Source organism: Haladaptatus sp. DYSN1 (assembly GCF_029489995.1).
Taxonomy (GTDB): domain Archaea; phylum Halobacteriota; class Halobacteria; order Halobacteriales; family Halococcaceae; genus QDMS2.
The window spans coordinates 2112197-2126172 of sequence record NZ_CP120470.1 but is presented as its reverse complement, the minus strand read 5'-3'; the positions used below and the strand labels follow the sequence as shown (position 1 = coordinate 2126172).

18 protein-coding genes and 1 tRNA gene are annotated in these 13976 nt (G+C 62.5%); 11 read left to right on the top strand and 8 right to left on the bottom strand.

Going from position 1 to position 13976, the window contains the following annotated elements:
* Window positions 1-169 precede the first annotated feature (169 nt).
* The 3 genes from pgk to P0648_RS11315 all read left to right on the top strand — a co-directional run bounded on the left by pgk (window position 170) and on the right by P0648_RS11315 (window position 1933).
* A complete protein-coding gene (pgk, locus tag P0648_RS11325) occupies window positions 170-1366 on the top strand; it encodes a phosphoglycerate kinase (RefSeq protein WP_276247144.1) in 1197 nt (398 codons plus the stop codon).
* Window positions 1366-1848 (top strand): N-acetyltransferase, encoded by a 483-nt coding sequence (locus P0648_RS11320; RefSeq protein ID WP_276247145.1) that lies wholly within the window; start codon window positions 1366-1368, stop codon window positions 1846-1848. Before pgk ends, P0648_RS11320 begins: the two co-directional genes overlap by 1 nt.
* 11 nt (window positions 1849-1859) lie before the next feature.
* A tRNA-Thr gene (locus P0648_RS11315) sits at window positions 1860-1933 on the top strand.
* 317 nt (window positions 1934-2250) lie between these two features.
* Here the strand turns inward: P0648_RS11315 and P0648_RS11310 are convergent.
* From P0648_RS11310 to P0648_RS11300, 3 genes are read right to left on the bottom strand one after another with little or no spacing between them, the layout of a single operon-like run.
* Complete coding sequence (locus tag P0648_RS11310; RefSeq protein ID WP_276247146.1) at window positions 2251-2418, bottom strand: hypothetical protein; 168 nt, start codon at window positions 2416-2418, stop codon at window positions 2251-2253.
* A gap of 48 nt (window positions 2419-2466) precedes the next feature.
* Window positions 2467-2613 carry a hypothetical protein gene (locus P0648_RS11305; protein ID WP_276247147.1) on the bottom strand — a complete coding sequence of 49 codons (147 nt, stop codon included), beginning with the start codon at window positions 2611-2613 and terminating at the stop codon, window positions 2467-2469.
* Window positions 2610-2744, bottom strand: a complete 135-nt coding sequence (locus P0648_RS11300) for a hypothetical protein (RefSeq protein ID WP_276247148.1) — start codon at window positions 2742-2744, stop codon at window positions 2610-2612. Before P0648_RS11300 ends, P0648_RS11305 begins: the two co-directional genes overlap by 4 nt.
* Before the next feature lie 367 nt (window positions 2745-3111).
* On the opposite strand from P0648_RS11300, the gene P0648_RS11295 reads away from it, so the two are divergent.
* The 5 genes from P0648_RS11295 to P0648_RS11275 all read left to right on the top strand — a co-directional run bounded on the left by P0648_RS11295 (window position 3112) and on the right by P0648_RS11275 (window position 5384).
* Window positions 3112-3846 (top strand): CPBP family intramembrane glutamic endopeptidase, encoded by a 735-nt coding sequence (locus P0648_RS11295; RefSeq protein WP_277504037.1) that lies wholly within the window; start codon window positions 3112-3114, stop codon window positions 3844-3846.
* A gap of 55 nt (window positions 3847-3901) precedes the next feature.
* Window positions 3902-4096, top strand: a complete 195-nt coding sequence (locus tag P0648_RS11290) for a XapX domain-containing protein (protein ID WP_276247150.1) — start codon at window positions 3902-3904, stop codon at window positions 4094-4096.
* Window positions 4097-4129: 33 nt separating this feature from the next.
* A complete protein-coding gene (locus P0648_RS11285; RefSeq protein WP_276247151.1) occupies window positions 4130-4471 on the top strand; it encodes a DsrE family protein in 342 nt (113 codons plus the stop codon).
* Between the two features lie 86 nt (window positions 4472-4557).
* Entirely contained in the window at window positions 4558-4836 is a 279-nt protein-coding gene (locus P0648_RS11280; RefSeq protein ID WP_276248472.1) for a PadR family transcriptional regulator, read from the top strand.
* Between the two features lie 35 nt (window positions 4837-4871).
* Window positions 4872-5384, top strand: a complete 513-nt coding sequence (locus P0648_RS11275) for a DsrE family protein (protein ID WP_277504035.1) — start codon at window positions 4872-4874, stop codon at window positions 5382-5384.
* On the opposite strand, the gene P0648_RS11270 is transcribed toward P0648_RS11275, so the two are convergent.
* Complete coding sequence (locus P0648_RS11270; protein WP_276247153.1) at window positions 5385-5999, bottom strand: metal-dependent hydrolase; 615 nt, start codon at window positions 5997-5999, stop codon at window positions 5385-5387.
* 104 nt (window positions 6000-6103) lie between these two features.
* Between P0648_RS11270 and P0648_RS11265 the strand changes: the two genes are divergently transcribed.
* Genes P0648_RS11265 through P0648_RS11255 form a run of 3 tightly spaced genes read left to right on the top strand, consistent with a single transcriptional unit; the run spans window position 6104 to window position 9498 of the window.
* Window positions 6104-6751: a hypothetical protein gene (locus P0648_RS11265; protein ID WP_276247154.1), complete on the top strand. Its 648-nt coding sequence runs from the start codon at window positions 6104-6106 to the stop codon at window positions 6749-6751.
* Between the two features lie 44 nt (window positions 6752-6795).
* Window positions 6796-8178, top strand: coding sequence for a hypothetical protein (locus P0648_RS11260; RefSeq protein WP_277504033.1), 1383 nt, complete (start codon window positions 6796-6798; stop codon window positions 8176-8178).
* Between the two features lie 39 nt (window positions 8179-8217).
* Window positions 8218-9498 carry a Tat pathway signal protein gene (locus P0648_RS11255; RefSeq protein ID WP_276274866.1) on the top strand — a complete coding sequence of 427 codons (1281 nt, stop codon included), beginning with the start codon at window positions 8218-8220 and terminating at the stop codon, window positions 9496-9498.
* Window positions 9499-9504: 6 nt separating this feature from the next.
* On the opposite strand, the gene P0648_RS11250 is transcribed toward P0648_RS11255, so the two are convergent.
* The 4 genes from P0648_RS11250 to P0648_RS11235 form a co-directional block, all read right to left on the bottom strand.
* Window positions 9505-9693, bottom strand: a complete 189-nt coding sequence (locus P0648_RS11250; RefSeq protein WP_276247157.1) for a hypothetical protein — start codon at window positions 9691-9693, stop codon at window positions 9505-9507.
* A gap of 84 nt (window positions 9694-9777) precedes the next feature.
* Entirely contained in the window at window positions 9778-10611 is an 834-nt protein-coding gene (locus tag P0648_RS11245) for an SDR family oxidoreductase (protein ID WP_276247158.1), read from the bottom strand.
* Between the two features lie 71 nt (window positions 10612-10682).
* Window positions 10683-11867 carry a bifunctional sugar-1-phosphate nucleotidylyltransferase/acetyltransferase gene (gene glmU / locus P0648_RS11240; RefSeq protein ID WP_276247159.1) on the bottom strand — a complete coding sequence of 395 codons (1185 nt, stop codon included), beginning with the start codon at window positions 11865-11867 and terminating at the stop codon, window positions 10683-10685.
* Window positions 11868-12146: 279 nt separating this feature from the next.
* A complete protein-coding gene (locus P0648_RS11235; RefSeq protein WP_276247160.1) occupies window positions 12147-13976 on the bottom strand; it encodes an FAD-binding protein in 1830 nt (609 codons plus the stop codon).

Here is a 13976-nt window from a genome sequence, read left to right as displayed (position 1 = left end):
CACTTAATCAGACAGGTGACCATGAAAGGGCCGGGATTCATATACCCGCCCAGTCTTAGTTTTTTGCCCTTCCTCCATTTACTTTCGTGATAGAGGCGCGCGACCACGACACAGGGGGCGCGCGTCGGAGCAGAAAGGAATTTGTGACGGCGCAACGCAGTCGTGGCTAATGATTCAGACCCTCGACGACCTCTCCGTGGACGGAACCACGATTGGGGTGCGCGTCGACGTCAACAGTCCGCTCTCAGACGATGGCTCTCTCGCAGACGACGCGCGCATCCGGGCGCACGTGGACACTCTCTCTGAACTTCTCTCTCGCGGTGGGCGCGTCGTCATTCTCGCCCATCAGGGCAGACCGGGCGGTGAGGACTTCTCCGGGCTCGAACCACACGCAGAACGCTTGAACGAACTCCTCGACTTTCCCATCTCCTACTGTGACGGCAACTTTTCGGAGAACGCGCGCGACGCAATCCGGGCACTCGAAAACGGCGAGGGCGTCCTCCTCGAAAACACGCGCTTCTACAGCGAGGAGTACATGGAGTTCGACCCCGAGGTTGCCGGGCAGACCCACCTCGTCGACCGACTCGTCCCCGTCCTCGACGCGTTCGTGAACGACGCCTTCGCGGCCGCCCACCGCTCGCAACCCTCGCTCGTCGGATTCGCGACGCGCCTGCCCGCCTATGCGGGCCGCGTCATGGAGCGCGAAATCGACGTGCTCGGCGACATCGAGAGCGCCCCCACACCCCGAGTGTACGCCGTCGGCGGCGCGAAGGTGAACGACTCCATCGACGTCGCAGAGAGCGTCCTCGAACGCGACCTCGCCGACACGGTGCTCACCACGGGCGTCGTCGGGAACGTCTTCCTCATCGCAAACGGCATCGAACTCGGCAAGGCGAGTTCCGAGTTCATCTTAGACGAAGGGTACTGGGACGAAGTCGACCGCGCCGGCCGATTGCTCGATACCTACGGGCACAAAATCGTCCTCCCACGGGACGTGGCCGTTGAACGCGACGGCGAACGGGTCGAGATTCCACTCGCGGACCTCCCGGCAGGAGACGACGAACCAGCCCTCGACATCGGGACGCGCACGGTTGACCTCTACAGCGACATCATGGCGAACGCTGGAACGGTGATTCTGAACGGGCCGGCGGGCGTCTTCGAGATGGAGCAGTTCGCCGTTGGGACGAAGGGAATCTACAACGCGGCGACCGAAGCCGAAAACAGCATCGTCGGCGGCGGTGACACGGCAGCGGCCCTCAGACGACTCGGTATCGAGGGCTTCACCCACGTGAGCACCGGGGGCGGCGCGGCGCTCAAGATGTTGACCGGCGAACCACTGCCCGCCATCGAGGCGCTCGAACGCTGATGGAACTCGCGGTGCCGGACACGGAAGCGGTGGAGGTGCTCACCGACCTCTGGATAGCTCTCGCCACGGACCAGCGGTCGTTCGGGTCCCACCTGTTGCCAGAAGCCAACCGACCGACGATTCGGGCGGCAATCACCCGGTTCGTCGTCGCGGACACCATCGTCGTCGCCCGAGACGACGACGCGATTCTCGGATTCGTCATGTTCGACCTGGAAACCGGGATTTACCAGCAGGACGTGACCCGCGGCGTCGTCATGAACATCTTCGTCCGCCCGGAACACCGCGGGCAGGGCGTCGGGTCCGCACTCCTCGCGGAGGCGGAATCACGACTCGAAGCGGCGGGCGCGGACACGGTCACCCTCGACGTGATGGCCGCGAACGACCGAGCCATTCAGTTCTACGAACGCCACGGCTACGCCGCCCATCGAATCCAGTTGGAGAAGCACATCGAAAACGATAATCACTCAAAGGAGCAGGATTAAGCACGAAGTGCGCCAGGGGAGCATGGGTGGTTCATGCACTCGACTTGTAATCGAGACTCCTCGGGTTCGAATCCCGACCCTGGCTTCTTCTTGCGCTCACAAACCCGTGAGCGCGTTGAATACTATATACGGAATTCGAACTCCGCTGAGCAAAGCCCAGCGTGGTCACACTCGCGTTCGCTCGCGTGACCCCCGGTTCTGGCTTGATTGCGAGCGCCAATTCGGCGCGACTGCTTTGTTCGGGCCAATCGTAGGGTACTGCATGATACAGCGGGTGGCCTATCACTGCCTCAAATGTGGGCGGTTCTACCAGCAGCTGGTCTCGGACCCCCCGGTCACGGTGTGTACCTGGTGTGGGGCGGAAAATCGGATGGAACGAATCGATCACGCGCCGACGGCGACCTAAACCGCGCCGCGACCGACGGTGTCGTCTACCCGCTCTTCTTCGACCAGTTCTACCTCGATGTCCGGGGCCATGATGCGTCCCACGAGGTACCGCCCCGCGAGGAACGCGAGGCCGAGGACGACGATCGAGACGAGCATCAGGACGAATCCAGTGGTGACTACCATACTATAACTATCACGTTCTTTAATAAAGAATCTAGCTTCGCGGGCAGGTCACTTCGACCCGAACCGATGTCGCAACCAATCGGTAATCGTCGCCGAATCGAGTTGACACTCGGTACAGATGAGCGACCCCGGCGTCGGTCCAATTCCGGGGACGTGCGCGCCGTCTTCGCAGGCGGCCTCGAGTGACGGCGTCACTTCGCCCACTGGCGATTTCCACACTCGATGCACTCGTACAGCGGATACGCAGCGGTCCCCCGTCCGACGGATTCCCACGAGGTTTCGGTTCCGAGCCAATCGCCAACCGTCTCACAGTTATCGCACTTCATTTCTTGTCACCCCATTGTGCAAAGTATATTTCCATAATGTTAATTGTTACCATCCATCAAGACAATTGAATGTTTACGGGATAGCCTAATATTCTGTCTGACCAATCTCAGGTTGGTAAAACGTGGCCTCGGTCATATTAGGCACATTGTTGTCATTTTCCGGATTGTCTGACGCTACAGTTAATACTGCTTACGTGTTTGCTACAGATGCGAAGACAGAGTAGGCAACGAGCGAGTCGGCGCACAGTCCCTTCCCCCATACTCCCCTGACTGTGAACCGACTGGGAACTATTTCCCACCCCCCTAACACACTTTTCGTGTCTGGATTCGTCCGAACCGTTTTCTTTATGCACTACCTGAATACGGTATGACCTATTCGAAGCAGCGGGCCCGCCCGCTGCCGACTGTGGCGATCGCCCTGGTCGTCGCGGCCATTGGCCTCGTGGCTGGTGTCGCGCTCTCTCTCGGCGCAATCGTGGTGCTCTCTGCGCTCGGTTTCTCGCTGGCTGCGACCCAGTTGCTCGTCATCTCGCTCGTGATGACCCAGGGCCTCGCCTTCGGCGGTGTCGCCCTGCTATATCTCCGATTTCGCGGCCTTCCGAGCTCGTTCATCGGTGCCCGCATCCCAACCCTCGGCGACCTCGGCTGGGTCGTCGGTGGTTACATCGCGGCCATCCTCACCGCGCTGCTCGGCGGCGTCCTCATCGTCCTGACGGGAGTCCAGGCCGCCTCGAACCAGGCGGCCGAATTCGGTATCGAGAACCCGGAAGCCCTCCTCCTGTTGATTCCGGCGTCCTTCCTCCTCATCGGGCCGGGCGAGGAACTCCTCTTTCGGGGGGTCGTGCAGGGGACGATTCGTAAAGCACTCGGGCCGGTTCCCGGCGTCGTCCTCGCGAGTGCGGTCTTCGCCGCGATTCACTTTTTCGCCCTCACGGGTGGCGCCAGTGCCCGGTTCGTGAGCATCGGGATTCTGTTCCTCCCGGCGCTGGTGTTCGGGTTCGCCTACGAGCGCACCGGAAACATCGTCGTCCCCTCGTTGATTCACGGGACGTACAACGCCACCTTGTTCTCGTTGCTCTACCTCTCGCTTCAGTTCGGCTGACCGGAGCCGCTGGACCCTTACCCTTACGGGGGTCGCTCACGGATACTCACTCGACATGGATACCGTCGTGGTCAGTCTTGCCCTCGCAACCGGATTCGCCGCTGGTGCGCTGTTCGCCTTCCTGCAGATTCCGATTCCCGCCCCGCCGAACCTCGCGGGCCTCATGGGCATCGTCGGCATCTACCTCGGATTCAAACTCGTAGAGCGCTTCGACGTGGGGTTCGACCTCCTCTCTGCGCTCGGCCTCTGAAAGAGCAAAGCCCTCACCCGCCGTGAGGGACGTGTGAACACCGTATTCCATCTCTCTGACGGGAGTGACGACGCACACGGTCACGCACTCAGCAACGTCGAGAATCTGCTCGCAGACGACTCCATCGCCGTCGAATCGGTCGTGTTGCTCACGAACGGCGACGGCGTCTCCCTCAGTCGAACGGACGGACCGCGTGCCGAACGAATCGACCGCCTCATCAGGCAGGGGGCGTTGATTCGCGTCTGTTTGAACTCGCTTCGCACTCGTGACATGGACGCCTCGATGCTCCATCCAGGAGTGACGGTCGTTCCCTCTGGGGTGGGCGAACTCACGCGGTTGCAGTCGGCGGGCTACGCCTATATAAAAACACCATGAGTGGTTGTCACGTCATTAGCAATGTGCATAGGTCAGCTTAGACGGCCCATAATAATGGGGATACGAGGCTGATAGCCGATATGCCCATGAATGACCTGACTGGTTTTCAGCGCGACCTGCTGTACGTAATCAGCGGGCACGACAAACCACACGGCCTCGCTATCAAAGAAGAAGTTGAGGAGTACTACGAGAAGGAGATTCACCACGGGCGACTCTACCCGAACCTCGACACGCTCGTCGACAAGGGATTCGTGGAGAAAGGTGAACTGGATCGCCGAACCAACTACTACGACCTGAGCGAGAAGGGCCGAGCCGCGTTTGAAGAACGCGAAGAGTGGAAGGCCCAGTACGTCGACGCTGAATAACCCTTTTACAACCCCTCATGGACCGCCGACATTTCGTGACAGCGGCAGGACTGCTGTTCGCCGCAGGCTGTACTGGCGCAGGCGAGACGCAATCGACTGAGTCGTCTACGACGCAGTCTGCACAGACGAGCGACCAACCAGACCAAACCACGACCGGGACGGACGAACAGACCACCGAAGAACCAGCAGAACCCCCAGAAATGAGTACCGTTTTCCACCTCCAGACCTACGGCGCAGAGCACGAACGAAAGGCCCTCAACAACGTCGAGAACCTGCGAAACGACGAGACAGTCCCTGTAGAGGACGTCGTTCTCGTCGCCAATAGCAAGGCCGTCAACTCGCTCACGAGTGAGGGTGCGGAGTACCCAGACCGGATAAAACAGCTTCAGACTGAGATGGACGTTACGTTCTGTGCGTGTCAAAACTCGATGGAGGCGGTCGGTATCGCGGAAGGAGAGCTCCTCGATGACGTCAAAATCGTTCCGTCCGGTGTCGGGGAGTTTACCCGTCTCCAGACGAAGGGGTACGCCTACATCAAGGTCGCCTGATTACCGCGAAAAATCCCGAATGAAGCGTTCTGGCACCCGCTCTAGATACCGCGTCGGCACCCGCGGGATGAGGCGCTCTGCCAGATACACGATGGGTTTTCGGACGAGCGCGTAGGCGAGTGACACCGCGAGCGCGACGAGGACGACCTGTTCGAGCACCCCGTCGTAGAGCCACAACGCTGGCAGGCCCATCGCCCCTGCGAGAAGCATGTCCTCCGGTGCGCCGTCGTACCGAATCCATCGACGTGGTGGAAGCCACTCGCCGCGGAAGTGGTCGTAGACGGCCCGGTCTGAGATGCCCTGCCACGGCTTGAGTTCGAGGCCGCCACCGAAGATATCCATCACCGAGTGGGCGGCCGCCGCGAGCAGGAAGAACGCGAGCGCAATCGTCCAGACCGAGGGGTACACGAGTGCACCAATCGCCGCGCCGAACGAGGCGATAGAGAAGTACACTGGGTAGTGAAGCGTCTGCCGGTGCCCCCAGTAGAGGTCGAAATCCGGAAAGACGCCGCCAAGGAGGCCTGCTGTAACTGCAACTGGCGTGTACTCAGGGGCGAGAAACAGCGTGACAGCGGCCAACATCGCTCCCACGAGCGCGTGGGTCGTTGCCATCATTTGCACCGCTTTTAGGCGTGGGGAGTATAAATCTGTGCGCCCAGTCGTATCAGCGATCCTGTAAATGGCGAGACCTTTGCTCTCACCGCTCGTATCTACGCTTCATGGAATTGGCGCAGTTGCAGGTTTCGACCCGCCACCAGCGACAGGTCGGACAGGTGATGCAACTCGCCATCGTCGCCGTCTTCGTCGTCGGCGCACTGAACAGAAACGTTAGCATCGTCGTCAACGCGCTCATCGCCCTCTCGATTACGTTCCTCCCGGCGATTCTCGAACGCGACTACCGAATTCCGTTGAACCCGGCCCTCTCACTCTGGATTACGCTCGCGGTTCTCCTTCACGCGGTGGGGATGCTCGGTCTCTACACGACCGTCTGGTGGTGGGACCACGTCACCCACACCCTCTCTGCGACCATCGTGGCGGGGGTGGGCTACACGACGGCCCGCGTCCTCGACAAACACCGCGCCGGCCTGTCGTTCCCACAGCCGTTTCTATTCGTCTTCGTCCTCACGTTCACGCTCGCGTTCGGCGTCTTCTGGGAGGTCATCGAGTTCGCTGTCCACGGCCTCGCAGAGGCCTATGGCTTCGGACCGGTGCTCATCCAGTACAGCCTGGAGGATACCATCGAAGACCTCCTATTCGACCTCGTCGGGGCGGTTCTCGTGGCGGTTTTCGGAACCAGAACGCTCGCGGACTTCGCGGACAGGGTGGCGATGGCCCGCGCTCGCGTCCGCGACGTGCGCCGCCGATGACGCGATTCGCCACATTCTTGCGCTCGAACCGGCGAGAATAGCACATGGACCGCCTTCGGCGAGTGTCGCTCGCCGCCCTCACTCTCTGCCTCACGTCCGGCGTCGCCAGCGCCCACGAAGTCGGCGGGTCACGCTTCGAGGCACCACTCCCGCTCGGCTTGCTGTTCGCAGGTGCGGGCCTGACTGTCGCCATTACCGCCGTCTGGGTCGGCTTTTCTGCCACCCGGTCCGAACGAGCGACAACCACGCCCATCGGAACCTTCTCAGCAACCCCGGCCCGGCTCGCCTCGCGCGTCGCGAGCATCGCGTTTCTCACGCTCGTCGTGGCCGCCGTCGCGTGGGGACTGTTCGGCAAACAGGTCGGCGCGGAAAACCCCGCGACGTTCTTTACCTGGTGGGTCTGGCTCAAGGGCCTCGCCGTCGTGTCCCTTCTCGTCGGAAGTCCGTGGCGAATACTCTCTCCGTGGCGCACCATCTACCGAGGCCTCTCGGCCCTCGAAGGACGTGCCCTCCGGTATCGCGACTATCCGAGTCCCCTCGCTCACTGGCCTGCCGTCGCTGGCTTCTTGCTCGTCGTTGGTGTGTTCGAGAATCTGACTGCCGTGCCACGTGACCCGCAGGCGACGGCGACGTTCGTCGCCACCTACGCGCTCGTCATGATACTGGGTGGCATCGTCTACGGCGAGGCGTGGTTCGAGCGAGCCGACTTCTTCGCCGTCCTCTACCGCCTGTTCGGACGCGTCGCGCCGTTCACGTTCACGCGAGCCGATTCTGGCGCGGTGCGTCTCTTGGTGCGCCGCCCGTGGACCGGCTGTCTCGACCCAGCACCGAACCTGAGCCTCGTCGCGTTCATCGTCGGGACGGTGTACGTCGTCAGTTTCGACGGCTTCACGAGCACCCCCGAGTTCCAGACGCTCACGACGGGGCTTCGCTCTATTCTCGGCATTGGAGCAGTCGCTGACCTTGCGCTGATCCTCGTCGGCTTTGGGCTGTTTCTGACGAGTTACGCGCTCGTCGCCCTGCTGGTCAGTCGTGCAGGGGGCCGGACGACGTGGGCCGGGGCGACACTCGCATTCGCGCCGAGCATCCTTCCCATCGCCGTCGCCTACGACCTCGCGCACATCTATCCGTTCGTCCTCGACAACACCGGACAGTTCGTCGCACTCACCGTCGCCAGTCTCACGGCGCTGCCAGCTCCGACCGTAACGCTCACCGACTGGCTCTCGCTGCCGGTGTTCTGGGGGTCGCAGGTGCTGCTCATTATTGTTGGCCACGTCGTCGCCGTCGTCGCCGCCCACGGCGTGGCGATTCGACGCTACGCGACACCCTCGCTTGCCCGCCGGTCGCACGTCCCGCTCGTCGCCCTCATGGTCGGGTACACCGTCCTCTCGTTATGGATTATCTCCCGACCGGTCGTCACGGGCTAAGCAGAACACATTTTCCTGCGCGCCCCTAACTCAACGCCGATGGACCCACGCACCAACCGAGGTCTTTCACGCCGGGCATTCGTGAAGAGCGCGGTTGCAATCGGCGGTGCCACAGCCCTCTCCGCCTGTCTGGATCGTGAGGAGAACCCGGACGTGCCGTCCGGGCCTTCTGACCTCTCTTCGTACCCTGCGCGCCAGCACGCCTGGAACGACGCCCTCACGAGGAGCGAGGCGGGGAACGTTCTCATGCCGAAACACCACCTCCTCCTGCCGCTCAGGTACACGGGTGACGGGCCGACAGACGAGGAGCGCGAAACCGTCGAGGCCGCCCTCCAGAGCCTCGAACACGCCTACGCACGCGGCAACGACGGGTTGCTGTTCACCGTTGGCTACTCGCCCGCCTACTTCGACCGGTTCGACGACTCACTCCCGGAATCGGTATACCTCCCCATGCCGAAAGCCCTCTCCTCGTTCGAGGAACCCGAACTCGAGGATTACGACGCAATCGTCCACCTCGCGAGCGACTACGGCCACGTCGTCCTCGCCGCGGAGGAGGCGCTCACGGGCCGCCAATCCACGCTCAACGGCTACGAGATGGACGCCTCGTTCGATGGCATCTTCGAGGTCCAAGAGCGCCGCACCGGTTTCATCGGCCGTGGCTTGCCGGCAGAGAATCAGGACGTAGACGGGGTTCCAGAAGGCGACCCCGTGCCCGAAGATTCGCCGCTCTACATGGGATTCGTCTCTGGATTCGAGGAGAATCAGGCGACAGAAGACCGGGTGACGATTGCCGAGGGCCCCTTCGCCGAGGGTAGCACCCAGCACGTCTCGCGCATCCGTCTTCGCCTCGACGACTGGTACGATGAACAGAACCGCGAGGAGCGCGTCGCGGAGATGTTCTGTCCGTTCCACGCAAAAGAGGGACTCGTCGAAGGCGCAGGCCACAACCTCGGAACCAGTTCGCAGGTAGACGACAAGTGCGCAGAAACACTCGACGAAGACGCCCGAACCTACGGACGGGTCGGTCACTCACAGAAGATGGTAAGCGTCCGCGAAGACGGCCGTCCCATCATCCTTCGACGGGATTTCGACTCGACCGACGGCGGTGAGGCAGGCGTTCACTTCGTCTCTCTCCACCGAGGAATCGGTGACTTCGAGAAGACCCGCGAGGCGATGAACGGCGAAAAACAGGTTCAGGCGAGTCCCGCAATCCGCCAGCGGGTGAACAACGGCATCCTCGAATACATGTTCGTCAAACACCGCGCGAACTACTTACTTCCCCCACGCGCCCACCGCGCGCTTCCTACCCCGAACCCCTGAGTCGGCTCAGTTCTCGGGGTCCCACTGCTCGCGACAGCCTTCGTTACAGAAGTGTCGCGACTGGACGGCGTTGTCTTCGATCCACGTGAGCACGCGGTGGTTGGGATCGTTTACGATACTTGACCCGCAGGTCGCACAGCGGGGGGCGTTTTCCTCGGTCACGTCTTCGCCGAGGTCTGATGTTGGGTCAACCATGGTGAGTGAGTCAATGTAGCACGACTACTTAGAAGCACCCGTTACGGCAGTGCTGTCTGTCGATTCGGTGATTATTTTCCGTGACTATTGGCCGTAGTCGGGGTCGAAAAACTGTGCCGAGAGCGGCGGTGGCGACGCCCCCTCGACCACACTGTACGGCGAAAAGTCCGTGACCCCCGCCTCCCGAAGCACCTCCTCGTCGTAGAAGGCGTTGCCCGTACATTCGTCGGGGTCGCGGCTGAGAATCTCCTTGACCGCATCCGCGACGATTTGTGGGCTACGCCAGTCTGCCTCCGTTCCGAGGCCGAAGTGCCGGGTCGCCTGCGAGTCGATGGCCGTCACGGGCCAGATGGAGTTGACGCCGACGCCCTCACCGCGCATCTCTTCTGCGAGTGACTTCGCGATGAACGTCATGCCCACCTTCGAGAGCGCGTAGGCGGCTTTTCCGGGCGCACTGTCTGCTTTGATTGGCGGCGAGGACATGAGGATGTGGCCGTAGCCACGTTCGAGCATGTGGGGCAGGACAGCGTGCGAGCACGTGTACGCCCCGCGTGCGTTCACGTCCATGAGCAGGTCGAATCGCTCGGGCGGCGTTTCTGTGACTGGGTGCATGTCGATGGCCCCGGCGTTGTTGATGAGGAAGTCAATCTGCCCGAACTCCGCGATGACCTCGCCGACGGCCTCCTGGACGGCCGTCTCGTCGCGAATGTCGAGTTTGATGGCCATCGCGTTCGCTCCTCGTTCGCGCACCTCGTCTGCGGTCCGATAGATGGTGCCGGGGAGGTCGTCTTTTGGCGCACTCGTCTTGCCGGTCGAGATGATGGTGCAACCCTCGTCTGCGAGCGAGAGGGCGAGTTCTTTCCCGATACCGCGGGTGGTGCCGGTGATGAACGCGACCCGACCGTCGAGTGACTCCATGATGAGACCCGCTTCTCAGGTCAGGGTAATAAACGAACCTCGCTCCGCAAAATTCGCACCGGGACGGGCACTCAGCGGTCGCGCAGGACGGATTCGCCGGGTTTCGTCGTCGCGCCCGGCGAGAGCACGACACCGGCGTTCAGGCTGGTGTTGATGGCCGTCTTCGCGCCGTCGCCGACGACGATGCCGAACTTGCGCCGTCCCGTGGAGACGCGCTCGCCTTTCACCGTCATCTTCACGTCCGCGTCGTCGTGGCGGAGGTTCGCCACCTTGGTTCCCGCCCCGAGATTCACGTCCGGCGCGAGGAGACTGTCGCCGAGGTAGTTCAGGTGCGGGACGTTCGTGTCGTGCATCACGACGCTGTTTTTGATTTCGACGCTCTGGCCGACGTGGCAGTTCTCGCCGATGAGCGTCGCCCCGCGAATGTAGGCGTTCGGCCCGACGTGCGCCCCGGACTTGATGAGGACGGGACCTTCGACGACGACGCCGGGTTCGACGACGGCACCCTCTTCGACCACGACCGTACCTCGCAGTTCCGCGTCGCCGAGCACCTCGCCCTGAATATCGCGCTCTAACTCGCCGAGTTTCCACTCGTTGGCTTCGAGCAGTTCCCAAGGACGACCCACGTCCATCCAGCGGGTGACCTCGACCGGCGTCACGTCGTACTTGTCGATGACGCGGGCGACGACGTCCGTGATTTCGTACTCGCCACGCTCTGAGAGTTCGACCTCGTCCAGCCAGTCGCGAGCCTCGGCTGGGAAGGCGTACGAACCGGCGTTCGCGAGGTTCGTCGGTGGGTTCTCGGGTTTTTCGACGATTTCGGTCACCCGGCCGTCTTCTGTCGAGAGGACGCCGTAGTTCGACGGTTCTGGCACCCGGAAGGCGGCGATGGCAGGGGCTTCGGAGAAGAGTTTCTTGACGCCCTCCTTGTCGTAGAGATTGTCGCCGTTGAGGACGGTGAAGTCGCCGTCGATGTGCTCTTTGGCGGCCCGGACGGCGTCTGCGGTACCGTTCTGTTCTTCCTGAACCGCAAAACTGACTGGCACGCCGCGGTACTCGTCACCGTAGTACTCACGGACGGCTGCAGATTCGTATCCGACGACGAAGATGAGTTCGTCTGCGCCCGCCTCGACGGCGGCGTCCGCGGTGTGCGCAGAGAGCGGTCGGTCCGCGACGGGGAGCATCGGTTTCGGCGTGGAGGTGGTGAGCGGTCGCATCCGCGTGCCCTCTCCAGCGGCGAGGATGACTGCTTGCATTGACTGAGAGTTCGAATACTGCACAAAAGAACTATCGGCCACCGTGGGGCAGTTTCACAGGCCGTTGGGAGTGTTTAGCTGGTTGAGAGTTACGTGCGAGAAGGTGGTTCAGGGCCGTGGTTTGTCGGTGGTGAAATCGGATTACTGGTAGCCGCGTGGTCGCACGATTGCCGACGGCAATGGACCGCACTGCGACCGCACGTGACCGCACCGCACGTGGACTGAGTCGCGAGCGCGTCGCCACTCGCTGGTCTGTGAAAACGGAAAGGAAGAATTCGCTCAGTAGGAGCGCTCTTTCGGCTCGTAGGTCTTCTCCTCGCCTTCGAGGATGACCGGTTTGTAGTAGAGCTCCGGCTTGCCGTCGTTCCAGGCCATGAGCGTGTGCTTGATCCACTCTTCGTCCTTGCGCACCTGGTGTTCTGCACGCCAGTGTGCGCCACGGAACTCGGTGCGAGCGAGCGCACCGGCCGTGATGGTTTCTGCGATGTCGATGAGGTTCTGGGTCTCGATGGTGTGGATGAGGTCCGTGTTGAACGTCCGACTCGGATCGGCGACGTAAACGTCCTCGTAGGCCTCACGGGCCTCGCGAATATCTCGCAGGGCCTGCTTGAGGCCATCCTCCGTCCGGAAGACGTTGACGTTGCGGGTCATCGCCTTCTGGAGTTTGTGGCGGATTTCCGCGTGCTGGACGCCCTCATCTTTCGTCATGAGGCGCTCGATGCGGGTGTTCTCGGCCTCTACGGCCTTCGACAGGACCGTATCCACGTCGACGGCCGCGCCGTCTGCGGCGACGTCGCCCTCCGGTGCATCCACCGCGCCGAGTGGGACGGGACTGTCGATGTGGCCGTCCTCGGACTTCGCGGAGTAGCCGGTCTGAATCTGTGGCTCGCCGAGGTCCGTTCCGGCCGCGTGACGGCCCGCGCGGGCCCCGTAGACGATGAGTTCTGGCAGCGCGTTCCCGCCAAGGCGGTTCGCGCCGTGGACGCTCACACAGGCACATTCGCCAGCGGCGTACAGCCCGGAGATGCAGGTCTGCCCGTTCTCGTCGGTCTCGATGCCGCCCATGGCGTAGTGCTGGCCGGGTTTGACCGGCATCGGCTGGGTGAGCCCGTCGACGCCCTCGAAGTCCTCCGCGAGGTGGAGGATGTTTTCGAGGCGGTCGATGATGCGCTCTTCACCGAGGTGGCGCATGTCGAGGTGGACGTACTCGTCCTCGATACCGCGGCCCTCGTTGACTTCCGTCAACTCGGCGCGTGACACAACGTCGCGGCTGGCGAGCTCGCCAGCGTTGTTCGCGTAGCCGTACTCGAACATGAGGCGTTCACCGTTCGCGTTGTAGAGGATGCCACCTTCCCCACGGACACCCTCGGAGATGAGGACGCCCGTCGAAGGGAGGGTGGTCGGGTGGAACTGGATGAACTCCATATCTTCGAGTGGGACGCCAGCGCGGTAGGCCATCGCCGGGCCGTCACCGGTACAGGAGACGGCGTTGGTCGTGTGGTCGAAGGCCTGACCGGGGCCACCGGTCGCGATGATGACGCCCTGTCTGGCTTTGAACCCCTCGACGCGACCGGTCTGAATGTCGATTGCGACGACACCGTGGCAGGTCCGGTCTTCCGGGTTCTCGTGGTCGGTCACCGCGAGACGGGAGACGTACCACTCGTCGTAGACGGTGATGCCGCGTTTGACGACCTGCTCATACATCGTGTGGAGCAGGTGGTGGCCGGTTTCTGCACCGGCGTAGGTCGTCCGCGGGAACGAGAGGCCACCGAACGGGCGCTGGGAGACGCGGCCGTCTTCTTCGCGGGAGAACGGCATCCCCCAGTGTTCGAGCTGGATGACCTCGTCCGGGGAAGTCTTACAGAGCGTTTCGATGGCGGGGGCGTCGCCGAGGAAGTCAGACCCCTTCATCGTGTCGTAGGCGTGACTTTCCCAGGAGTCACCCTCTCGGAGGGCGGCGTTGATGCCACCTTCTGCGGCACCCGTGTGGCTTCGCACCGGGTGGAGCTTCGTGACCATTGCCACGTCCGCACCTTCTTCGTGGGCCGCCACGGCCGCGCGGAGTCCCGCGCCGCCTGCGCCGACCACAATTACGTCGTGTTCGTGCAT

Bases quoted from the DNA above. Each gene is read 5' to 3' on its own strand.
- P0648_RS11320 (WP_276247145.1), top strand. From the start codon at position 1,366: ATGGAACTCGCGGTGCCGGACACGGAAGCGGTGGAGGTGCTCACCGAC.
- P0648_RS11245 (WP_276247158.1), bottom strand. From the start codon at position 10,611: ATGGAGTCACTCGACGGTCGGGTCGCGTTCATCACCGGCACCACCCGC.
- P0648_RS11235 (WP_276247160.1), bottom strand. From the start codon at position 13,976: ATGCACGAACACGACGTAATTGTGGTCGGCGCAGGCGGCGCGGGACTC.
- P0648_RS11270 (WP_276247153.1), bottom strand. From the start codon at position 5,999: ATGATGGCAACGACCCACGCGCTCGTGGGAGCGATGTTGGCCGCTGTC.
- P0648_RS11250 (WP_276247157.1), bottom strand. From the start codon at position 9,693: ATGGTTGACCCAACATCAGACCTCGGCGAAGACGTGACCGAGGAAAAC.
- P0648_RS11295 (WP_277504037.1), top strand. From the start codon at position 3,112: ATGACCTATTCGAAGCAGCGGGCCCGCCCGCTGCCGACTGTGGCGATC.
- P0648_RS11260 (WP_277504033.1), top strand. From the start codon at position 6,796: ATGGACCGCCTTCGGCGAGTGTCGCTCGCCGCCCTCACTCTCTGCCTC.
- P0648_RS11280 (WP_276248472.1), top strand. From the start codon at position 4,558: ATGAATGACCTGACTGGTTTTCAGCGCGACCTGCTGTACGTAATCAGC.
- P0648_RS11265 (WP_276247154.1), top strand. From the start codon at position 6,104: ATGGAATTGGCGCAGTTGCAGGTTTCGACCCGCCACCAGCGACAGGTC.
- P0648_RS11310 (WP_276247146.1), bottom strand. From the start codon at position 2,418: ATGGTAGTCACCACTGGATTCGTCCTGATGCTCGTCTCGATCGTCGTC.
- P0648_RS11300 (WP_276247148.1), bottom strand. From the start codon at position 2,744: ATGAAGTGCGATAACTGTGAGACGGTTGGCGATTGGCTCGGAACCGAA.
- pgk (WP_276247144.1), top strand. From the start codon at position 170: ATGATTCAGACCCTCGACGACCTCTCCGTGGACGGAACCACGATTGGG.
- P0648_RS11290 (WP_276247150.1), top strand. From the start codon at position 3,902: ATGGATACCGTCGTGGTCAGTCTTGCCCTCGCAACCGGATTCGCCGCT.
- P0648_RS11255 (WP_276274866.1), top strand. From the start codon at position 8,218: ATGGACCCACGCACCAACCGAGGTCTTTCACGCCGGGCATTCGTGAAG.
- glmU (WP_276247159.1), bottom strand. From the start codon at position 11,867: ATGCAAGCAGTCATCCTCGCCGCTGGAGAGGGCACGCGGATGCGACCG.